General features: G+C 61.6%; 20 protein-coding genes. 6 read left to right on the forward strand and 14 right to left on the reverse strand.

Translation table 11 applies throughout. From position 1 onward, the window contains the following. Positions 1-389 precede the first annotated feature (389 nt). Genes A4R35_RS20085 through A4R35_RS20095 form a run of 3 tightly spaced genes read left to right on the forward strand, consistent with a single transcriptional unit; the run spans position 390 to position 2,848 of the window. Positions 390-656, forward strand: a complete 267-nt coding sequence (locus A4R35_RS20085) for a hypothetical protein (RefSeq protein ID WP_112432551.1) — start codon at positions 390-392, stop codon at positions 654-656. Further along, the gene (locus tag A4R35_RS23960) at positions 657-1,673 is read left to right on the forward strand and encodes an MvdC/MvdD family ATP grasp protein (protein ID WP_146747279.1); all 1,017 of its coding nucleotides are present in this window, start codon (positions 657-659) and stop codon (positions 1,671-1,673) included. It abuts the gene before it with no gap. A 41-nt stretch (positions 1,674-1,714) separates the two neighbouring features. Then, on the forward strand, positions 1,715-2,848 hold the full coding sequence (locus tag A4R35_RS20095) for a methyltransferase domain-containing protein (RefSeq protein WP_189362092.1): 1,134 nt from the start codon (positions 1,715-1,717) through the stop codon (positions 2,846-2,848). A gap of 67 nt (positions 2,849-2,915) precedes the next feature. Here A4R35_RS20095 and A4R35_RS20100 read toward each other — a convergent pair whose 3' ends face one another. From A4R35_RS20100 to A4R35_RS20120, 5 genes are all read right to left on the reverse strand, one after another. Continuing rightward, entirely contained in the window at positions 2,916-3,905 is a 990-nt protein-coding gene (locus A4R35_RS20100) for an alpha/beta hydrolase (RefSeq protein ID WP_112432557.1), read from the reverse strand. Between the two features lie 282 nt (positions 3,906-4,187). Continuing rightward, positions 4,188-5,354, reverse strand: coding sequence for a thiolase family protein (locus A4R35_RS20105; protein ID WP_112432559.1), 1,167 nt, complete (start codon positions 5,352-5,354; stop codon positions 4,188-4,190). Positions 5,355-5,429: 75 nt separating this feature from the next. Continuing rightward, positions 5,430-6,236, reverse strand: a complete 807-nt coding sequence (locus tag A4R35_RS20110; protein WP_223258423.1) for an enoyl-CoA hydratase-related protein — start codon at positions 6,234-6,236, stop codon at positions 5,430-5,432. Positions 6,237-6,290: 54 nt separating this feature from the next. Then, positions 6,291-6,758, reverse strand: a complete 468-nt coding sequence (locus tag A4R35_RS20115) for a Zn-ribbon domain-containing OB-fold protein (RefSeq protein ID WP_189362094.1) — start codon at positions 6,756-6,758, stop codon at positions 6,291-6,293. 90 nt (positions 6,759-6,848) lie between these two features. Then, positions 6,849-9,011, reverse strand: coding sequence for an acetate--CoA ligase family protein (locus A4R35_RS20120; protein WP_112432563.1), 2,163 nt, complete (start codon positions 9,009-9,011; stop codon positions 6,849-6,851). A gap of 282 nt (positions 9,012-9,293) precedes the next feature. Between A4R35_RS20120 and A4R35_RS20125 the strand changes: the two genes are divergently transcribed. Beyond that, positions 9,294-9,938 (forward strand): TetR/AcrR family transcriptional regulator, encoded by a 645-nt coding sequence (locus A4R35_RS20125; protein ID WP_112432565.1) that lies wholly within the window; start codon positions 9,294-9,296, stop codon positions 9,936-9,938. 444 nt (positions 9,939-10,382) lie between these two features. On the opposite strand, the gene crcB (A4R35_RS20130) is transcribed toward A4R35_RS20125, so the two are convergent. The 4 genes from crcB (A4R35_RS20130) to A4R35_RS20145 are packed head-to-tail and all read right to left on the reverse strand — an operon-like array spanning position 10,383 to position 13,069. Next, entirely contained in the window at positions 10,383-10,952 is a 570-nt protein-coding gene (gene crcB, locus A4R35_RS20130) for a fluoride efflux transporter CrcB (RefSeq protein ID WP_112432567.1), read from the reverse strand. After that, a complete protein-coding gene (crcB, locus tag A4R35_RS20135) occupies positions 10,952-11,338 on the reverse strand; it encodes a fluoride efflux transporter CrcB (RefSeq protein WP_112432569.1) in 387 nt (128 codons plus the stop codon). The genes crcB (A4R35_RS20130) and crcB (A4R35_RS20135) overlap by 1 nt, the downstream gene beginning before the upstream one ends. Beyond that, entirely contained in the window at positions 11,335-11,721 is a 387-nt protein-coding gene (locus A4R35_RS20140) for a DUF190 domain-containing protein (protein WP_189362096.1), read from the reverse strand. Before A4R35_RS20140 ends, crcB (A4R35_RS20135) begins: the two co-directional genes overlap by 4 nt. After that, complete coding sequence (locus tag A4R35_RS20145) at positions 11,711-13,069, reverse strand: DUF190 domain-containing protein (RefSeq protein WP_112432573.1); 1,359 nt, start codon at positions 13,067-13,069, stop codon at positions 11,711-11,713. Before A4R35_RS20145 ends, A4R35_RS20140 begins: the two co-directional genes overlap by 11 nt. A 270-nt stretch (positions 13,070-13,339) precedes the next feature. Between A4R35_RS20145 and A4R35_RS20150 the strand changes: the two genes are divergently transcribed. Further along, positions 13,340-14,461, forward strand: a complete 1,122-nt coding sequence (locus tag A4R35_RS20150; RefSeq protein ID WP_189362098.1) for a winged helix DNA-binding domain-containing protein — start codon at positions 13,340-13,342, stop codon at positions 14,459-14,461. Positions 14,462-14,534: 73 nt separating this feature from the next. Here the strand turns inward: A4R35_RS20150 and A4R35_RS20155 are convergent, their stop codons facing one another. From A4R35_RS20155 to A4R35_RS20175, 5 genes are all read right to left on the reverse strand, one after another. After that, entirely contained in the window at positions 14,535-15,398 is an 864-nt protein-coding gene (locus A4R35_RS20155; RefSeq protein WP_112432577.1) for a zinc-ribbon domain-containing protein, read from the reverse strand. A gap of 575 nt (positions 15,399-15,973) precedes the next feature. Beyond that, positions 15,974-16,930, reverse strand: a complete 957-nt coding sequence (locus A4R35_RS20160) for an LLM class F420-dependent oxidoreductase (RefSeq protein ID WP_112432579.1) — start codon at positions 16,928-16,930, stop codon at positions 15,974-15,976. Between the two features lie 109 nt (positions 16,931-17,039). Then, positions 17,040-18,005 carry a mechanosensitive ion channel family protein gene (locus tag A4R35_RS20165; protein ID WP_112432581.1) on the reverse strand — a complete coding sequence of 322 codons (966 nt, stop codon included), beginning with the start codon at positions 18,003-18,005 and terminating at the stop codon, positions 17,040-17,042. A gap of 28 nt (positions 18,006-18,033) precedes the next feature. Next, complete coding sequence (locus A4R35_RS20170) at positions 18,034-18,396, reverse strand: anti-sigma factor family protein (RefSeq protein WP_112432584.1); 363 nt, start codon at positions 18,394-18,396, stop codon at positions 18,034-18,036. Between the two features lie 8 nt (positions 18,397-18,404). Next, positions 18,405-19,100: an RNA polymerase sigma factor gene (locus A4R35_RS20175; protein ID WP_112432586.1), complete on the reverse strand. Its 696-nt coding sequence runs from the start codon at positions 19,098-19,100 to the stop codon at positions 18,405-18,407. Positions 19,101-19,609: 509 nt separating this feature from the next. Here A4R35_RS20175 and A4R35_RS20180 point away from each other — a divergent pair. After that, entirely contained in the window at positions 19,610-21,403 is a 1,794-nt protein-coding gene (locus tag A4R35_RS20180; RefSeq protein ID WP_112432588.1) for a flippase, read from the forward strand. Positions 21,404-21,591 lie beyond the last annotated feature (188 nt).

Consider the following 21,591-nt stretch of genomic DNA (forward strand, 5'->3'; position numbering starts at 1 on the left):
CTTCTCTGCCTGTCTGCTGTCAATGTGCCTCCCCCGAGTAGGTCATCCTGTGTACGCCTCATCCCTGGCTCCCTGCCTGTCCAGTGTGAATTTCTGGCACACTTCTTATCCGATCTCTGAAACAGAGCTTGCTTCATAATGTGGCTCTATATCAGGCTTTGAGTGAGAAAGAACCTCCCTGCCGTTATGCTACAATAGAATGCAGGAAACATAGTAAGTTGACCAGCCCGGTACATCACGGTGCGAGCCAGGCCATCCTTGCCCGTCCCATCGGAACGGGGTGGTCTGCTGGCTGGTCAGAATGCACCGGCTGACTGGTACTGGTACTGCGTAGGCATGCGTGTACTCGTGCCGTAGCGGCAACGAGACGAAAGGCAGGCAAATCCAGGATGCTGAAACGACCACTTGAAGCTTCCAGACAGCTGCCCCTTCCCGCTGAGGCGCTGGCCCTGCCAGCCAACGGCCCCTTTGCCTTCTTCTTTGCTCAGGAGCGTCGCATTCCCCTCGTCGGCGACGGCGGGGGCGAAGAAGAAGAAGGCGGCGGCAAAGGGGGCAAGCCCGAGCCATCGATCACCTTCTACCACACGACCGGTCATGACTCCTCGTCGCCCAATCCCTTACACAACGAGGAGTTCGACATGGAGTACGACGACTAGATGGAACCATACGTCCTTATCCTTAGCTACCCAGGCGACAGCAGCGCCCGACGCGTTCAACATGCCTTACAGCGCTGCGGCTGCGCGACTCTCGTGCTCGATACGGCGGCCTTCCCCCAGGCAGTCACCCTGACCGCCCTCTTGCGTGATGCCAGCTGGAGCGGCTCCTTTTGCTACCAGGGCAAGCGCTATGACCTGGAAGCCATTCGTAGCATCTATGTGCGCCGTCCCCATCACTACCAGGTGCGTGAGGACTTTCCCGAGCTGATCCAGCTCTTCCTTGAGAATGAAGCCTATCGTGGCTTCGGAGGCGTGCTACGCAGCCTTGACTGCCTGTGGGTCAACTCCCTGGACGCCCAGCGGCGTGCCAGCTTCAAACCCCTTCAGCTCAAGCTCGCCCAGGAGGTCGGCCTGCGTGTACCGGCAACCCTCATTACCAACGATCCCGACGCCGTGCGCAGCTTCTTCTTCGAGGTCTGCCAGGAGCAGATGATCTACAAGACCCTGCATGGCAACTTTCTGCCCGGCGGTGGCGACCGCTATCATCTGATTTTTACCAGTCGTGTCGGGCGCGAGCGGTTGGCCGAACTGGAGCAGGTGCGCCTGACGGCCCATCTCTTCCAGCCACTCATCGAGAAAGCCTACGAGGTGCGCGCCACTATCATCGGACAGGCGGTTCTGGCTGTCCGCATTGACTCGCAAGAGCTGGAGGCGGCCCGGCTCGACTGGAGGGCAGCCTGCTATCAGGTGCGCTATCGGCCCTACAGCCTGCCCGAGGCCGTGGCCAGGCGCTGCGTTGCCCTGGTGCAGCGCCTGGGGCTGGTCTTTGGGGCGCTCGATCTGATCGTGACCCCCGAGGGCGACTACATCTTTCTGGAGTGTAATCCGGGTGGGCAGTGGGAATGGCTGGAGGTGGAGACGGGCCTGCCTTTTGCGGCGACCATTGCCCAGGTGCTCAGCTCTGGCAAGGAGGGCCTTGCCCTTCCCTGCGAGGGGCCACTGATGCAGTTACAATGAGCAGACCCGTCGTAGCAGGTACGGATGGAAGGAGTTTTCTGGTGGATGATCTTATTGCGGCAACGACTGAAGACGAGGAGCGTCGAGAGCTAGTGAGCAGCATTGAGGAGACGCGCGGCTATCCTCTGGCGCCAGCCGTGCGCCGCGCGCTCCTCAAGGTCTCGCGGGCCCACTTTGTCCCGCTCTACTGTCGGCAAGAGCAGCCCGGCGTTTGGACGTGGCGAGAGGCGCGGTCTCTTGTCTACCGTGATCAGGCCCTGGTGACCAAGGTCGACGAGCTGGGGCGCCCGATCTCCTCCTCCAGCATGCCATCGATTATGGCCGCCATGCTGGAAGCCCTGGCGCTACAGCCGGGAATGCGCGTCTTGGAGATTGGGACCGGCACCGGCTACAACGCTGCCCTGCTGGCCGAGCTTGTGGCTCCCGGCGGCCAGGTGGTGACGCTCGATATTGATGAGGAAATCACGGCCCTGGCTGCCGAGCGCCTGCGGCTGGCCGGCTACGGCGAGCAGGTCCAGGTGGTGACCGCCGATGGGCTGCAGGGGTATGCCCCCGCTGCCCCCTATGATCGCCTCATCGCAACAGGTAGCTATCCGCGCATCCCGCCAGCCTGGCGTGAGCAGCTGGCCCTGCACGGGGTCATCGTGGGCGATCTGCTGCGCCCGCTGACGACGCCGCTCTTTCGCCTGGTCAAGGTTGCTCCCGATCGCCTGGAGGGGCACCTGCTGCGGACGCCGGCCTTCTTTATGCAGTTGCGTGGGGAAGAGCCGACGCGGCCCACGGCTCACCGCGTGAGAGAGCTGGCCTCCTGGCGCGAGCAGCCGCGCCGCGAGGAGGCAGAGACCGACCTGGAGAGCTACGAGCTGCTCTACGAGTCGGCCTTCGCCCTCTGGCTCGAGCGTCACCTGCCAGGCGTTGAGCGCCGCCTCTACCCGGTGCCCGGGCGAGGCCTCGGAACGGGCCTGCACTGGCAAGAGAGCCTCCTGCTCCTGGTGCCCGCTGCCGAGGGGCCACGACCTGCCCACTGGCACATCGAGGTCTATGGCCAGCACCCCCTCTGGTCGCATATTCTGCAGCTGCGCGAGCAGTGGCTTGCTGCCGGCGAACCTTCCCTGGAAGCCTATACGCTTGAAGTGGCCGCTGATGGCACCTGCCAGCTCCATCTGAACGGCTGAAGAGCTGTGAAGGAGGCACCGCGCTGGTCCCACTCAGATGGGAGGAGCAGCACGGTGCCTGGCCTGGTCAGCCTTCCTGAGCGCTGGCCTGGCCCTGCGGATGCAGCGCCTCGCGCAAGACCCGATCGCGGTTAGCGGCAAACTGCCGGGCCAGGCGCGAGGCGGGGGCGATGCCATCCCAGGCGTGGTAAGCGCGTGGATAGACCTGCAGCTCGACGGGGACGCCGGCGTGGGCCAGGCGCAGCGCATAGTCAACATCCTCGTCGAGGAAGATCTCGGCTGCGCCAACGGCCATAAACGCCGGAGGCAGACCACGCAGGTCCTGGGCGCGGGCCGCCGCCGCGTAGGGCGAAACCTCGGGACCACCAGCTGCCTCGCCCAGGTAGGCCCGCCAGCCGCGGCGGTTATCCTCGCGGTTCCAGATGGGGGCCTCAGCGAACAGCTCCGTCGAGCGCGTTGCATCGCGATCATCGAGCATCGGGTAAATCAGCAATTGGAAGACCAGCGGCACCTCGCCGCGATCACGGGTGAGCAAGGCCAGAGCTGCGGTCAGGCCACCGCCGGCGCTGGCGCCAGCGATGGCCAGGCGCGTCCGATCCACGCCCAGCTCATCGGCGTGCGAGGCCAGCCATTTCAGGGCCGCATAGCAGTCCTCTACTCCTGCCGGAAAAGGATGCTCGGGGGCCAGGCGATAGTCGACCGAAGCCACCAGGCAGCCGACGCTCTCGGCCAGGTGCTGGGCCAGCAAATCATCCTGCTCGATGCTCCCGATCACGTAGCCGCCGCCATGAATCCAGAGCAGGCCAGGCAGAGGAGCTGGCTCGCCCTTGGGACGGTAGAGGCGCACGGGTACCGCGGGCGCCCCCTCTGGGCCTGGGACCTGGTGGTCTTCTTTCAAAATATTGGGCGAATCGGGGAAGCTGGCCTTGACCTGCTGCATTGCCTCCTGCAGCAACGCGCGCGAAGCTGGCAGGTTCTCCCAGTTCAATTGCGGCTGAGAGAGAAAGATCTCCAGGGGAGGCAACAATTCAGGGTCGTAGACACGGGTCAGATCCATCTTTGGGTCTCCACTTTCTCGCGATCCTCGCTGAGGTCCTCACTGGCCCCGCGCTGGTTCAGCGCAGGGCATCAACTGACGACATGGAGCGAACGCCATCTTTGCCGCGTGCTCTGAGCGGTCAACACTAACCGGGCGGACGGATGGCCCCCATTGAGAGAAGGAAAGAAGAGGGCAAGCGTCCCAGTGAGCACGACACTGCGCTCGCCACTCTGAGTGCCCTCCTCAATTGTACCTCATCGTCCAGGTGGGCGGGCGGGCTTGCAAGCCTTTCCCGCTTGCTTAGCCGGGCTGCGTGCCCAGGATGGTCGTCGAGTGATACTGCAAGATGCCACCGTTGCCGCTGACCAGGATCAGATCGTGTTTAGGTACCTGGCGCTCACCGGCCTGGCCTCGCGCCTGGATGATGGCCTCTGAGAGCGGCGTGAAGCCCCACATATAGTACGCCGAGAGTTGGCCGCCACCTGTGTTCGTCGGCAGCGAGCCGCCAGGCCCCAGCTTGCCATCGGCCACAAAGGCCCCGCCCTCGCCTTTAGCGCAGAAGCCGTAGTCCTCCAGCGTCACCAGCACCGTATAGGTGTAGCAATCGTAGATTTCGCAGATATCGATATCATTCAGCTCGATGCCTGCCATGTGCAGGGCCGTCTCGCCCGACTGCCTGGCCCCCGTATAGATGCCAGGCTCGCGGTCGGCCCGCTCATCTCCCCCCGGAGCGGCCTGGCCCAGACCGAGAATATAAACCGGGGGCTGGCGCAGCTGGCGAGCGCGTTCGGCAGAGGTGATCACCACGGCAATGCCGCCGTTAGAGACCAGGCAGCAGTCGTAGAGGCGCAAAGGCTCCACGACATAGCGCGAAGCTAGATAGTCCTCCATCGTCAAAGGGGTCCGCATCTGAGCGGCTGGATTCATCTGGGCCCAACGCCGTTGAGCGATAGCGATGGCGCCAAGCTGCTCGCTGGTCGTGCCAAAGAGATGCATGTGGCGCCGCGCAGCCAGGGCGTAGCCCGGAATGGGACCGAAGATGCCGTAGGCGGCCTGCAGACCCTCCATGCCCCTCAGCGAGAGCAGATCGGCCCCATAGGCGGCACCGGCGCCCCGTGTCGGCTTGAGGGGGGCGTCGGCAAAAACCAGCACCACGACATTGGCCAGTCCGTGGATGATGGCCATCGCCGCATACTGGATCATCGTGCCTGCGGTGGCTCCATAGGCGTTCATCACGTTGAGCAGGCGCAGATTCTCCAGACCCAGCGCCGTCTGTAGTCCATGATGCATCTCGCGCGAGAGATTGGCATTGATCAGGAGGCCGTCAACATCGGCCTTCGTCAGGCCGGCGTCCTGCAGGGCCAGCTCAACGGCTTCGACGGCGAAGTCGCTGGCGCTGCGCCCGTAGATTTTGCCCATTGCCGTCATTCCCAGACCAACGATGGCGCATTTGCCTTTAATGCTCATAAAAGATATGCTCCAGCCTCTTTCTGCTTGCGTGATGAGAATCACTTTCTCTCAGCTGACTCTGGTCGTTGGCTCCTAGCGACCCTTCCATTGCGGCTTCCGCTTCTCAACGAAGGCGCGCGGCCCCTCGCGGAAATCCTCGGAGGCCAGCAGGAGGCGCAGTCGCTCCTGATCGGCGGCCATTGCCTCCTCGATCGGGCGTCCCAGGCCGGCCAGCACGGACTCTTTGGTCAGGCGCACGCTCAAGGGAGAGCACTCCAGGATCTCAGCGGCCCAGCGCTCCGCCGTCTCGCGCAGGCGCCCCAGCGGCACGACCTCATTCACCAGGCCGTAGTGAGCGGCTTCCTGGGCGGAGAGCCACTTGCCCGTCAGAAGCAGGCCCATCGCGATCTTGAGCGGAAGCTGCTGCGGCAAGCGGTGCATGCCGCCGGCGGCGGCGATCAGGCCAACGCGCGGCTCCGGCAGGGCAAAGCGGGCCTGCTCGGCGGCGATGATCAGGTCGCAGGCCAGGGCCAGCTCGAAGCCGCCACCAGCAGCCACGCCGTTGACGGCGGCGATGATCGGCTTCGGGCAATGCAGCCCAATCAGGCCACCGAAGTAGACCGGCTCCCCGTTCTGATTTTGGCGGCTCGTCAGGGGCGCCTCGCCGCGGGCGGTGGCCTCCGCCGTCGCCTTCAGGTCGTTGCCGGCGCAGAAAGCGCGCTCGCCCGCTCCGGTCAGGATGGCCACCCAGGCCCCTTCATCGGCCACAAAGTCGCGGAAGACCGCCGTCAGCTCCTGGTTGGCCGCGGCGTGAAGGGCGTTCATCACCTCGGGGCGGTTAATGGTAATGTAAGCAATATGATCTTTCTTCTCGTAGAGCACATATTGATAGTTTGTCACAGGTGCCTCCTCGCCTCAAAAAGGGTCGACTGACCTGCGAAAGGACTCGCGGGCCTAATGATCGCCGTGCGGTCTGGCAGCGGGCCGGAACTTGGGGAGCGTGATCTCCTCACTGAGCTGTTCAAAGGTGACCTCCAGAGGCATGCCGATGCGCAGCTCGTCTGGTGGACAACCGACGATGGTACTGGTGATGCGCACACCCTCGGCCAGATCGATGGCGGCAATGATGTAGGGCAGCTCGCTGGCGAAGGCAGGATGGTAGAGCTGGTGCATGAGGGCGAAGCTGTAGAGGGTGCCCTTGCCGCTGGCCGGCGTCCAGTTCAGGGCCGGGCTCCAGCACTCGGGGCAGCGCGCCTTGACAGGCCAGAGCCAGCGACCACAGGCACTGCAGCGCTGCAGCATGAGCTGTCGCTCTCTGGCCCCGGCAAAGAAGGGGCGCGAAGCCTCGTCTGGGATGGGAATGGGCTTGGATGGGGTAGGGGAGGGACTGCTCTCTCCCTTTGTCTGATGCCGTTCTGTCATTCGCTCATGACTCCTCTGCATCAAATCCGCTTCTCTCCTTTGCAGGAGAAGCTGAGTAGGGCCGGCCAGGCAGATCTGCTGTCTGGTGTCCTAGCGCCAGCTCAGTAGCGCGTCGAGGACTTCGATCTCCTGTCCCTGCACGCGCAGCGGGTTAATTTCTAGGGCCTCCAGCTGGCTGCCCAGGGCCTGAGCTAGCTGGCAGAGACGATAGATTACCTCCACAAGCTGCTCCAGATCAGCCGCTGTGGTGCCGCGGGCTCCCATGAGTAGGGCCTGTCCCTGTAACTCGGTCAGCATCAGGCGAATATCCTCGCGTGAAACTGGGAGAACGCGCAGGCTGGTATCCTTCAGGACCTCGACCCAGAGGCCACCAAGACCTACAGCTAGCACCTGGCCCCAAACAGAATCATGCACGATTCCTACGAGGAGTTCTAGCCCACCACTGCGCATCGGGCTGACAAGGACGCCTTCGATACGGGCTGCGGGAGCGGCACTATGAACAGCGCTGAGGATCTCCTCGAAGGCTGCCGTAACTTCCTGCTCACTACGCAGGTTAAGTCGTACGCCGCCAATATCGCTTTTGTGCGGAATATCAGGAGAGGCAATCTTCAGGGCAACTGGCAGGCCAATTTGCTGGACGGCGGCAACGGCTGCACTGGCGCTATCAACCAGGTATGCTGGTATAAGGGGAATGCCGTGCTGCTCCAGCAACTGACGCACCTGCCATTCTGACCAGCTCCCCACGGCGGTCTCAGGTGAGACCACAGGCGCCTGCGACTGAGCTGGCGGCTCTGCCGGGATCTGCTGTGCAAAGAGCCGCTGCCTCTCTGACCAGCATATGGCTTTGGCCAGGGCCTGTAGCCCGCGCTCAATCCCTCCAGGTATGAGTGGCCAGCCGTAACGCTCCGCGGCTTCCCGTGCTGGCCTGCTGACATCGTTGCTGACGAAATCGAGCAGAAACGTTGGATGGGGGCTGCTGCTTAGTCCAGCGGCGATGTGCTGGAGTAGCTTCACGCTGAAGGCGCGCGTCTGCTCGTCCTGCTCCTCTGTAGGCAAGGCCTGAGCACAGACGAGCAGATCGATGCCTGGGTCGGCCCCAACCTGCTGTAGAATCTGCTCGAAGATCTGGGGCTGATTCACGACAACGCCGGTTGTGTCCAGCGGGTTATGCACTGCTTCCTGTGCCGGCAAGAGGTTATGCAAGGCCTGTTTGGTGGTTTCAGTGAACTCAGGCAGCTCCATACCGTATTGTTCACTATAGTCGGCGGCAAGGTCGCAGGCACCTCCCGACAGAGCAACAAAGGCCAACCGCTTTCCAGGCAGAGGACCTGTTTGGGCTAGCGTTCCAGCTGTGATCAGTAAGTCCTCAATAGAGCTGACGCGGATGATCCCAAGCTGGCGCAAAAGCGCGTCGTAGATCCGGTCATCGCCGATCAGGGCGCCAGTGTGGGCCTGGGCAATGCGGGCAGTGCGCTCGCTCCGTCCTATCTTCAGCGCTACAATGGGCTTGCCCCTTGCTAGCGCTTTCTGGGCAATGTGACGGAAGCGCTCGGGGGATCGCACACTCTCTAAGAAGAGGGCGATGACACGAGTGGCGTCATCTTCGACGTAGTAGTCCATCAGCTCGGTGATGGAGATCACGGCCTCGTTGCCCGTGCTTACCAGTGCACTCAGGCCAATATGCTGGAGATAGGCATAGCTAAAGAGGGTGCTGGAGAGGGCGCCACTCTGCGAGATCAGGGCCACTTTCCCTTTGATGACAGGAGGGTAGGGACTGGGCATCGCGGGAATCCCGCTGATAACATTAATGTACCCCAAACAGTTGGGCCCGAGTAAGGCCAAGTCGTGCGTATGGGCGAAAGCTGCTAGCTGCTCTTGCAGAGCTTTCCCTTCGGCCCCTAGCTCGGCAAAGCCCGAAGTGACGATGACCCCATTGCGTACGCCTGCCTCGTCCATCTCCTGTAAAACACTGAGGACAGCCCGAGCAGGGACAATCAGCAAGGCCAGGTCAACCGGTGAGCCGATCTCTGCGAGGCGCCGATAGGCTGGTTGACCGTGAATGATCCCACCCTGGGGATTCACGTAATAGACTGGCCCGCTGAAGTGCCCATCGTGCAGCACTTGATGTAAAGTCCAGGACCAGGAGGATTTCTCTGAAGCTCCGACGACCGCGATGCTTGTGGGGTTCAAGAGGCTGTGCAATCGATGAGGAGGATAGCGCACTTCTGTTGTGTCAATAGCTTTGGGCGTCATTGCAAGTGACTCCTTTGTAAGAGGTGTGCCTGGCAAGAAGGAAAGATCATCTGTCTGTCTGTCTGTCTGCCTGCCTGCTCTTCCTGGCTTCCTTGCCGGTGGGCGACCATCACTCAAAATAGGCCCTTAGCCCCCGCCAGGGGCAAAATACGGACGATTTTGGTCCGTATTTTAGCATGAGGGAAGCGCTGCTGTCAAGTTGCCTGTGGAGAGATCCTTCGGGGGTGGGGTAGCATAGAGCAGACGCGTTTCTACAAGGGATGGTATGTTAAAATAGTCGCCATGAAAGTAGAGAAGACACATGCTGTTGGGAGACCGCGCGACCCAGAGCTAGAGAATCGAGTCTACGCGGCTGTCCTGGAAGTCTATAATGAAGCTGGCTGGCCTGGCCTGACCTACGATGCGATTGCCCGGCGTGCCAGCGTTGGCAAATCGGCCCTTTATCTGCGTTGGCCTACCAAGGAAAAGCTCTTGCTTGATGCTCTGGCGGCGCGTACGCTTCCATTGCAGCTAACGGACACTGGTTCTGTCCGTCAGGACCTGCTTAGCTTTGCTCGCCAAATGGCGGCTATCTATCTCGGCCCGGATGGCTGGCTTCTGCTGCGTGTGGCGTTAGAGGCGCGGGAGTATCCCGAACTGCTGGGTCCCATGCAAGAGCACTTTGCCAAAGACATTCTAGCCGCGCGGGCCATTGTCCGGCGTGCCATTGAGCGGGGCGAACTGCCAGCTGGTACCTCGGCCACCCTGCTGACGGACATCATTGCTGGGGCGGTCCTCAATCATCTGCTTGCCACGCCGCACCATCTCTATCAAGAGATGCTGCAGCAGCTTGATCGCTACCTCGAACACCTGGTTGATTTCGTCCTCACGGGAGCGGTTGCCACTCCTCACCCTCACGCGACAGAGGCTGAGGGCCGCCAGAGCTGAGGATAGACCGACAGGACAGCCAGAGCTGCTCTGCTGAGCCGCGTCCAGATCGCCCTGGTAATCTTCCCTCCAGGAGAATGCTGGCAGAGGACCAGAAGCATCCTGGCAAAGCCCTCCACCCTCTGAGAAAAGGCCGTAGACCTCCTGCCGCCAGACATAGAGCCGGTTCCCAATACACACATGCCCCCCTTTGCCCTATGCTCTTCTCTGCCGACTCCCAGAAACAGCAGGTGGCCGTCACTCCCTGCCTCGAGCGCGCTCGACTGCGGGCGCTGCGTCGAAGCGCTCGCCGTCTCAGGCCGGACGAAGGCAAGGCCCGGGCCTGGGCGCGGGCAGCGGCCACTGGCGGCTCACGCTGATCGTCAGGCGCCTTGGCTTCGACGATGTCAGCGCGACCTTCAATCTGACCATCGCGGCCCCGGCAGCATCTGGCTCCGCTCCCGCTTACGAGGACTTGTCTCGCTGGCCAGGTCTGGCCTCGACCCTTGAAGATAGCGTAGCCTGCTCAGTTGCGGCTCTGGAGGCTGGCGATCTGGGCTGCAGCTGTCCTGCTGCTGACGGCTGGCCAGTAGAGGGCCTGGCCCGCGGCTGGCGCTGATGCCACCAGCGCCGTACGCTCAGACAGCGCTCGCCCAGCCAGGTACCGAGCCATATCGCCACGATGCCACCGCCCAGGCTCAGGAGCAGATAGAACACCGCCGCCAGCCAGCGCCCGGCACTCAAAAGCAAGATGTCCCCCAGCGCCAGGCTGCTGAAGGTTGTATAGGCACCCAGGAAGCCGACTGTGATCAGCAGGCGGCGGGTCGGCCCGATCAGAAAAGTGGCCTCTGCCAGCACCGTTGCCAGCGCCAGGGCGAGAGCGCCGCTCAGGTTGATCAGCAAAATATCGTACGGCCAGCTCTTGCCAAACCAGGCTTGCAGGAGGGGACTGAGCCAGGCCCGCGCCAGTGTTCCACAGAAGCCTCCCAGCATAACCGCTCCCAGACGCCGGCGCCTTGAAAGCACTTGCGCCACTAGAGCCACCTCCCCAGGGCCAGGCCGAGGGCCGCGGCCAGCAGGCCCAGCAAGACACTGCCAATCAGATAGAGCAGGCCCAGCCAGCTACTGCCGCCGCGCAGCAGCTCAACCCCTTCCCAGCTCATTGTACTGAAGGTGGTGTAGCCTCCCAGAAAGCCAGTAGCCAGCACACCCTGTAGGGCCGTACTGATCACATGTGCCGCTGCCAGTCCGAATACCAGCCCAATAGCAAAAGCTCCCGTCAGATTGATCACCAGTGTTCCCAGCGGAAAAGCCGTCGCCACCCGCTCAGCAATAAAGCGCCCGAGCACATAACGGCTCAGCGCCCCCAAAGCTCCCGCCAGTCCCGTGGCCACCAACTGCCCAAAGACTGCCAGGGTCATCGTGGCTGCTCCTGCCAGGCCGGCGGGAAGACCATCGTCACCGGCGTCAGCGTCATCAGACCACGGGCCACCATGTCCTGGAGCACAGGCAAGAAGCGCTCGATCTGCTCCTCACTGTCCACCAGCTCTATTAAGAGAGGCAGATTATCGGCAATATCGGGCAGGCGCTCGCTGACCAGGTGATGATCCGGCCCAAAGCCTTCAATGCCACGCAAGACGGTGGCCCCAGCCAGCTGATGACGCTGGGCCGCTTCCAGGATGGCTCGATAGAGAGGCCGGCCCTGCCACTCCTCGGCCTCACCCACAAAGATCCGCAGCCGTTTCCCGGCCCTCGTGGGCGGCTGCTCATGAGCTGTTCCGAAACCGGAACCGTTATACACCATCGTTCCCATCTTCCAGCAGGACACGCAGCAGATCAGAGCGACCCACGATCCCAACAAGGCGCCCGTCGTCTTCCACAACCGGAAGCACCTTCCGACCCGTTCTCATCATCAGAGCAATAGCTTCTGAGACCGTCGCTGTGGCAGGCACGGTGACCACAGTGCGGTTCATGACATCCCCCGCGCGCCCGCTACGAGGCATCTGAGGACCCAAAGGAGCACCAGAGGCCTGCTGCTCTCGGCCTCGCGCCAGTCCGCTCAGCCAGGCCAGGAGGCGGGGACGTAGCTCTTCCTGCAAGTGTGCCAGCACATCGACATCGCTGATGATTCCCCGGACGTGGTTTCCATCGTCAACGACCACTACGCGCTTGAGCGGAGACTGCAGGAGGGCCTCAAGTACCTCCGCCAGCGAGGTATCTTCGTGCACCGTGGCCACAGCGGGTCGTAGATAGTCCTTGATCGATGCCGAGGCCGCCGAGCTGCCCTCTGCCATTGCTACGCTGTCTCCAGGCTCTGGTTCCCTCTCCTCGGCTTCGCTCGCCAGGGGACTGGGGGTCACCGCGCGCAGCAAGTCGGTGCGCGAAAGCATGCCAACCAGGCGCTGATCGCGGTCCACGACCGGCAAGCGACGCAAGCCTGTCTCCACCATGAGACGCGCCGCCTCACGCAGCGATTGCTCTGGGCGCACCGTACGCACCTGACGATTCATGACGTCTGCTGCCGTGCGCGCGCTCTGCTCGGCCTGCGTCAAAGGGGTGCGCATCTGCTGGGCAGTTGCCTCGTCGAGGGCGAGCGCCGTGCGCACCAGACCGCGACGCAGCGGCAGGGCGCCCGACCTGATCAGGTCACCCGTGGTAATGAGGCCGAGGAGATGCCGCTCCCGGTCGACCACTGGCAGGGCGCGGAAAGGTGCCCTCAATAAGAGCGCGAGCACCTGGGCCAAGGGCGTTTCCGGTTCGACGGTAATCAGACCGGTGACCATCGCCTGGCGCACCGGGCGATGGGCCGGTAAGCCCGCTAGCAGGGGTGGCGTTGCCTGAATCACCTCGGTCTCGTGCAGGGTGATCAGCCCGCCGCGCAGCATGGCGCTCAGGCGTGGGAGAAGGCGCTCAAGGCGCGCTGGTTGATCGATTACCTGAATCACGATCGTTGCATCCGAGGACCAGCGTAGACCCTGGCTGGCATGCAGACGCGCACTGGCCCCATAGCCAGCTACCGCGCGCATGGCCGTGGCCCCGGCACAGCCCTCCTCGCGCAGCAGCTGCAGCATGGCGACGTAGAGCGGCTGCCCGTGCCACTGATCCGATTCGCCGAGATAAATGGTAAGAACATGGGCTTTTCCCGGGCGCACAGTTTTTCCTCTCGTCTTGCTCTGCTCTTCCTGCGTATCCTCTCTGTGATTGTCGTTTCTCTCAAAAGCCTGGGATGAAGAAGCGATAAGCGCTCATCTCATTGCCTCACCAGGTCTTGTTTGCAGGATAGCATAGAGCGAGGGTTGGAGGCAATGCTCTCCCCCTGGGGGCCTCAAGAGCCGGCCTGGCCTGATACACTCTTTCCTCCTGAAGGAGAATGGGAAAGAATGATCTCAGAAAGAGGGAAAAGAGGAGGATCTTGTCGGTCAATGACTGAGCCTGTCCTGAATCGGCGCCGGCTCAATCGCGCCACGCTGGCTCGTCAGTGGCTACTGGAGCGGGTTGAGGTTTCGCCGTTGGAGGCCAGCGAGCACCTGATTGGCCTGCAGGCCCAGCTGCCTGCGCCACCTTTTATAGGACTCTGGACGCGTCTGCATCATTTTCGTCGACGCGCCCTGCTGGATCTCCTCCACCAGAGGAAGATCGTCCGTGCCACCCTGATGCGGGCCACCTTGCATCTGGTCAGTGCTGCCGACTATATGCGCTTCCGTCCGGCTTTGCAGCCGGCCCTCGCGCGCTCATTGCAGTCCTTCTTTCGTCGTGGAGGCGATCCTGCAGTCCAGGACGCTGTCCTGGAGGCGGCGCGCAGCCTTCTGCAAGAAGGCCCCTCTACCTTCACGGTGCTCCGTCAGCGTCTGGCCGAGCGTTTTCCTGAGCTGGAGCCTGCCTACATCGCCTATCTCGTGCGCATGCAACTTCCGCTTGTTCAGGTCGCTGATCATGAGCCGTGGGGCTTCAGTACTCACCCACGCTATGCCGACGCCTTCGACTGGCTCCGCGAAGAAGGAGCGCCGTGGCCACCTGAAGAAGGACTGCGCCTTCTTGTGCGGCGTTACCTGGCGGCCTTTGGGCCAGCCAGCCTCAACGACCTGCAGACCTGGTCGGGTCTGACGGGCCTGGCCCCGCTGGTCCGCTCACTGCGCGCCGATCTCTGCTGCTACCGCGATGAGCAGGGCCAGGAACTCTTTGATCTCCCAGACCAGCCATTGCCGCCGGAGGACCTGCCTGCCCCGCTACGCTTCCTGCCTGAATTCGATAATCTGCTGCTCGCTCATGCCAATCGCGAGCGTATCCTGCCCGCTGCCTATCGCCGGGCTGTCCTCTTACCACCCGGGCGCGTTTTGCCTACTATTCTTGTCGACGGCTTCGTCGCCGGCACCTGGAGTCTTCAACACCAGCGTGACCGGCACAAGCTCCTCATCACCCCGTTTGTCTCGTTAGCGGCGGGTCAGCGCGATGAACTTGTAGCCGAAGGTGAGCGCCTGCTGGCCTTTCTCTCCCCTGAAGCTGAAGCTGAGCGGGCTGAAGTAGAGATCCTGGAGCCTTCCTGACTGGCTAGCCCAGCCAGATCGGCTCAGGCCAGGCCGCCCCGGCTCTCCGTTGCCTGCTCGGGGTGAGAGGCCCTTATTGTGAGAAGCGGGCCCGCAGCAGCAGCTGAACCAGCCGGTAGGACCCTGCTGCCAGCACCATCAGGCTGCCGATCAGGGTCAGATAGGTGCCTGGTCCGGCCACAATTGCTAACTCTGCATTCGTCGGGGAGGTCCCAAGCAGATCTCCAGAGGGAAGCAACCCATCCAGGCGGAAACAGATGCCCAGAGTATAGACAGCGATCGCCAGAGCGAATGCGCCCGTGATCAGGGGAAGCGCCGGCAACCAGACAATCAGGCGCGGATTATTCTTCAGCAGCCACGGCTCGCCGGCGAGGAGTGCCGCCTGCAATACCAGCGCCAGGAATGGCAACCAGGTCATAAGCCCAATCTGTGCGCCACTCACGGCAAACAGCGATGGCAAGAGAGGCTCAAACCCTTGCAACTCAATCCAGGGCAAGAAAAAGCCGAGCAGGCAGGCCGCACAGCCCCCAATCATCACCATACTCGCCTGATCACGCCGCAAGGGCATGATGCCGTGGGCGACCAGAGTCCTGAGTGGCCACTCAGGCTGCGTACGAGCAGGACCAGAAACCATCTGGCTCCTGGCGGTAGTCGCTGACCCGGCTGGCGGCCTGGGGATACCAGTGCCAGGGCCACTCGTGAGCGAAGCAGGGGGCTGCGACTGATGAGAGGGCGTTGCCTCTGAGGTCAGTTTCCGATCTGCCCGATTCGCAGCCTCCTGGCTGGCGGACGATGGTGAGGTCTGCTCGCTCTCGCTGGCCACAGCGATAGGGGGAGTAGTGTTTGAGGCTGGTGTGGCAGCAGCCAGGGGCTGACCACACTGCTGACAGTAAGATGCTTCTTCGACATTAGCAGCGCCACAATGAGTACACAACATGATCACACTTCCTTGGCAAGCATTTTCTGCATCTCTCGATTCCAGCAATCTGTCAGCTGAAGAAGAAAAGCTAGAAAGACATAAAAATCGTATTTTGTCGATCTAAAGTGTATGTGGCGCGCTCTGGCTGTGGGTGGGGGAGCAAAGTGAGTGTGGAGAGACAACAGAGATACCTTCCCCACGACGACAAGACAGCCGGGCGATCTGCCACGAAGGCGCCAAGACACTACCCGTTCCGCTTTGAGCAGCTCGCTGGCGTCTGCCCTTCCATCGCGGTAAGCATCAGTAGTGTTTTTTGATAATATCATCTGCTTGCTGCTTTGTCAATGCAGTGAGGAGAAAGTATGCTTTCGAAGGCAAGAGTGCAAAATCTTCGAATCATTTCTTTGTCAACAGACATTGCTGGCCAGACCCTCACCAGGCGATAGCATTCTCCATCTTCAATGGTAGCGGAAGACGACAGAGAAGATCGCCGAGTTCTTCTAGCTATCCGTGTTGGGCAGCAAAAACTCGGCGATGTGAGGAATCGTATTAGAGAAATAGCGAGTCGGCAGGCATCATACTACCAGAGAAACCTATGTCGAGGGTGGCAGACACGTCCTGGCGAAGAGCTGAAGTGACTCAGGATTGGTGGCGGCATCGACGAAGCGAATAATCAGTTCCTGTACTCCCAGGGCTTCGTACTCTGCAATGCGTGCGCGGATAGTCTCCGGTGTCCCAATCAGCTGTGTGCGACGCAGGTGCTCCAGATTGGCGCGCTGCTCGGGGCGCAGCTTGGCCACCGCCTCCGCCTCGCTCTCAGCAATGGCGCACTCGTCGATGATGACCGTGCGCCAGATACTCTCATAATCGCGTCCCACGGCCTCGCAGTGCTGACGCAGTACCGCGAGCTTGTGGCGGACCGTTTCCACATCGCCACCCAAATTGCAGGCATCGCCGTAGAGGGCCACCAGGCGCAGCGTCACCTTCTCACCGCTACCGCCGATCAAGATTGGGATATGAGGCTGCTGTACACCTTTAGGCTGATTAATGGCCCCACGGACCTGATAGTAGCGGCCCTCGAAAGAGGCCTCTTCCTGGGTCCACATAGCCAGGAGCACCTGGAGCGCCTCGCCCAGGCGAGCCAGGCGCTCGGCAGTGGGAGGGAACTCATAGCCGTAGGCGTGATACTCCTGCTCATACCAGCCAGCCCCAAGCCCCAGGATCAAGCGTCCGTGACTCAGTACATCAACCGTACTGGCCATCTTGGCCAACAGAGCTGGATGGCGGTAGCTATTGCAGGTCACAATCTGTCCAATACGGACACGCTGCGTATCGCGCGCCAGGGCGGCGGTAGACATCCACGCTTCGAAGGTTACTTCTTGTGTGGGGACAGGTACCGTATGAAAGTGGTCGTAGAGCCAGATCGAGCGAAAACCGAGGGTTTCCGCCTCACGGGCGACTCGCGTCATAGCCTCATAGGCATTCACGGGATCAGGGACATCCACCAGGTCCAGACGCCAACCCTGTGGGACAATTACCCCGAAGTGCATAGTTTGCTTGTCTCTCCTTTCTTCCTTTCATGGGGCACTCACGATGACTGCGCGCTCGGCAGGTCCGCTGCGCCCACGAAAGCCGAACCTGTCGAGCGGACCGGTTCGCTCAGCTCTGGTCTGAGCCAGGCCCAGGCGCTGGCTCAGGGCCTTGTTCGCCCTCGGGCGCAGAGGGAGAGGGCGCCTGGCCTGCAGCCGGAGCCTCGCCCGGGCCTGGGGGGGCCGGTGTGGCCGTTCGGGCTGGTGGCGGTTCCTCGCTGATGGTCACGCCCTGCAGCAGCAAGGCATTGGGCAAAGCAAGCAGACGTCGGCTGCCATCCTCGGTCTGGATCTCTAGCGTCGTATAGGCCCCGCTCGTCATCTGCAGCGTACCGCTATAGTCACCCAGCGTCAGCCGCTGACCACGTCGAAACTGCTGGCGTACATAGTAGCCGGCGATCACATGGCGGGCCACCTCACGCGTCCCAAATGCGAAAGTGAGCGCAATGGCCAGGCCCGCCGCGGCCACAATGATCGTCAGGCTCGTGGTCAGCAGCGTTGTCTCAACGCCGAGAGTCGCCAGAGCCAGCACGCACAGGAAGGCCACCACCGTATACTCGATCAGCCTGCCCAGCGCGCTCGCGTAAGTAATATTCACATTGCGCGCCACCGCTGTCACTGTATTCCCCAGCAAGCGGGCCAGCAGAGAGCCGAGCAAGAGCAAGAGAGCGGCGCTGATCGCCCGGGGGAGGAAGAGCAGAACGGCCTGGAGGAGGGCCGCCACCGGGGTCAGTCCCATCAGCTCCACGGCCTGGATCGAGAAGCTCAGCAACAAAAAGAAAAAGACCAGCTGAGCCAGCAGCTCGCTCAGAGGAATGCGGATGCCAAGTGCTGCCAGCGAGCGCCTCAGCCCGATACGTTCAAAGAGCACCTCCAGGCGCATCTGGCGGAACAGGAAGCGCAAAAGCCAGCGCACCAGCCAGCTCAGCAGATAGCCAACCAGCAAAACGATGAGACCGTTCACCAGGCGAGGAATGAAGGCCAGCAGGCTGGTGCCCACGCTCAGCAGTGACTGCAGTAACGGTTGCAAGCTCATAGAAAACCACCGCCTCTACTGTGCACCATCACGCGGACTGTGTTTGCAGGCGCAGAGCGCCTGTCGTTGGATCGAGCAAGGCCCCAAGCAAGTTGATCAGGTCGATCAGCCATTGTAGTAGCATCTGAGAAGAGAGGTCGAGCAATTCCAGCCCGCTCTGCTCCGTGTGAATGCGCGCCAGCAGGCGCCGCTCGAAATCAGGTGGAAGGCGCAGACCGGCATATTCTGCCTGAAGTGCGCTCAGTAAGGTCCTCACCTGACGCGCAAGCTCTAGCTCGTGCTGGCACTCTGGGCAGTCAGGCAGAGCGGCCTCGGCCTCAGCTTGCAGCGCTGGTGGCAGCGTCCCCTCCACGAGGTCCGGCAGCAGCCGCGATAGCTCTTCACAGTTCATAACAGGTGTTACTCCTCTCGCTTTTGGTGACGATTCTTCTGCTTCTGGGTTGAAGATAGGACCTGATAGATCTTGCCGCAAAGTTCGCCGAAGAGTTCTTTAAAAGCCAGGCGCGCGCGGTGAACACGCATTTTTACCGCACTCAACTTGGCCTGCAAGACCTGAGCCAGCTCCTCATAGCTCATATCCTCCAGATCGCGCAGCAACAGGACCCGCACCTGCTCGCGATCCAGGCGACGCAGAACGCGATTGATGCAGTCGCGCAGCTCGCGCCGCAGCACCACTTCCTCCGGCGCTGGCCCTGGCGCTGGCAGCTCGCTGAGGTTGATCTCGCCGGCCTCTCCTGATGCCTGGGAGCGGGCGCGAGCACGACTGATCTGGATCGTCTGCTGACGCTGCCGCTGTGTGCGTTCCAGGGCCTCCAGAGCGGTATTCGTGGCAATGCGGTAGAGCCAGGTCGTAAAGGCACATTGCATATCGAAGCGTGGCAGCGCGCGGTAGACCTTGAGAAAGACCTCCTGGGTCAGGTCCTCGGCTTCCTCATTGTTGTTGACGATCTTATAGACGAGTGTATAGACGCGCTGCATGTGGCGGGCTACCAGCAGTTCAAAGCTGCTGGTGATCTGGGGAAGCTCCTCCTTGCAGCGCCGCACCAGCGCCTCATCCGAGAGCGTTGTCTCTCGTTCTAAAACATCGATTGGCATTGTCCGGCACTCAAGCAAAGGTGGACTAACAAAGGCGTACCTTATCAGGCGAGATCGAGCGAATTGGCTGAGCAGCTTCTTCCACTTCTGGCGTGCAATAGGGCCGCTGTCAGTTTCATCTCCCGTACCGCTCTCTCATGCGCACAGAGCGGCTGAGACCAGTCGGTCACTCTTCCCTGGCGTATCGCTTTCCCCAGCTCAGGCCGTTTACTCTGCAGCCAGGCGTGCTTCATTATAGAGAGCTGCCACACTCCTGTCCAGTAATGGCGGTTGGGTGCGGCTGATCAGTCCAGCCTGGCCCGGTTTGATCCGCCCCCTGCTATCTCGCTCTGTTAGCTGGCGACTCAGGATCTAAAGCCTGAAACCAGGACCGAAGATCACCCCTTCTCTACCCTCATCGTTATCTCATCATCACCCCAGACTGCTATACCTTAAGATAGCCGCGTGTAGAGCGCGTCGCTCGCGTGGTCAGAGTGTGCCTGAAGAGAGGCGTTGAAAGGTGTTTGGGTATGCAGCGCTTGCGCCGTGTGGTCTATAATACCCTGATCTCCCTGGGGGGCCAGGTCATCACCTGGACCTCAACCTTGCTGCTGACGATCGCTTACGGGCGCTTTCTGGGCGATGTCAAGTTTGGAGAGCTGTATTTCGCGACGACGCTCGCCCTCCTGGTCGGCTTCCCGATGGAACAGGGCTTTAACCAGCAGCTAACGCGCGATGTCGCCCAGGAGCCGGGGAGGGCTGTGCGCTATCTGGCGAATACTCTGCTCATCAAGGCCGTTGCCTGGGGCCTGCTCTATGCCTTGCTCCTGCTCATCCCCTGGTTGCTGCACTACGATCGCGAGGTGCGCCTGCTGGTGATGATCAGCGGGCTGACGTTGCTCTGGACCGGTATGGGAACGGCCTTTGCCGCCGCGCACTATGCCTTTGAACGCAATGTGGCTCCAGTGGTGGGCACGATCCTGGAGAAGGCTTCGTCGGCCCTCCTTGGCTATCTCCTCCTTAAGAATGGAGCCGGGGTGATGGCGATGGCCTGGGTCCTCTGCGGTGGCTCGCTGCTAAATATGCTCTGGCAGGCCCTCTGCTTCTTTCGCTGGATCGGCTTCCGTCCGCTCTGGGATGGGGCAACGATCCGCCTGCTGTTGCGCTCCAGCCTGCCTTTCCTGATCTACGGCGTGCTGGGGGTCCTCTACTATCGCCTCGACGTGGTCCTGCTCTCCTTCTTGGGCAACGAAGCTATGGTCGGCTGGTATGGGGCTGGCTATCGCCTCTTCGATACCTTGAATTTCCTGCCCAGTCTGGTAATCGCCGCCATTATGTACCCCGTTTTTTCCAAGCTGGCTGTGCAATCGCAAGATTCTCTGCGTCTGGCAATCGAAAAATCCCTGAATTTCCTCCTCTTCTGTAGCATTCCGACTGCAACGCTGATGGTGGTGGCCGCCTCTAACATTATCGGCTTCCTCTACCATCGCCCTGAGTTTATCCATTCGTTTGTTGTCCTCCAGCTGCTGGCCCCCGGCCTGGTCTTTCTCTATGTGAATATGGTTCTCAGCACCGTCCTGGTGAGCATTCACCAGGAGCGCAAGATGACGCTGATGGCTGGGGTGGCCCTGGTCTTTAATCTATCCCTCAACCTGGTGCTGATCCCGCTCTACCAGCAGAATGGGGCGGCCCTGGTGACCTCGCTGACGGAACTCCTCTTTATCGGGCCGTTCCTGGCCTTTATCCCCCGTGCCTTGTGGCCACGGGCCAGCCTGCAGGTGGCTCTGAAGGCCCTGGGTGCCAGCCTGGTCATGGCTCTGGTGGTCTGGCTCTTGCGCCAATGGTCAATTCTGGCCCTCTTACCAGTGGCGATGCTTGTCTATCTCGCGGCGGCAACCGTGCTGCGAACGATCCCGCGCTCCGATTTAGGGGCGCTCGTTGAGGCGGTGCTCCGTCGTCGCAGCAGAGACGGGGAAAAGCCGGTGGCGGAGGTGCTGCTGGCTCCAGAGGCTCTGGTAAAGGCAGAGGGTGAACAGAAGAAGGAGGCAGTGGCCGGTGAGGCTGTTGTTCCGGCTCAGGATGATGAAGAGACGGATCGGCTGCCAGTGGTCCGACGCCTGGCGGCAAAGGGGCCAGAGACCAGCCAGGCGCCGCTAACGCCTGTGGCGGAGGCAGTGGCCGGTGAGGCTATTGTTCCGGTTGAGGATGACGAAGAGACGGATCGGCTGCCAGTGGTCCGACGCCTGGCAGCAAAGGGACCGGAGACCGGCCAGGCTTCCCTGAAGCTGTTGAGCGAGCAAAGTGGCCTCGCCTGGCCTGGCTGACCATGAGCGAGAAGGACCCGCCCTAAGGAATGAGATGGGCGGAACAAGATGCGGCGCGCTAGTAGGGGGTGAATGAGGGTGGTGCTTGCCCTATGGCCCTGCGTGCGATCCCTTCTGTCTGGCCAACGCGACTGATTCCGGCCTGCTCTGCTCTGCTCTGTTCTTTCTTTGCCAAAGGCCGGCCTGAC

The organism is Thermogemmatispora tikiterensis, assembly GCF_003268475.1.
GTDB lineage: Bacteria > Chloroflexota > Ktedonobacteria > Ktedonobacterales > Ktedonobacteraceae > Thermogemmatispora > Thermogemmatispora tikiterensis.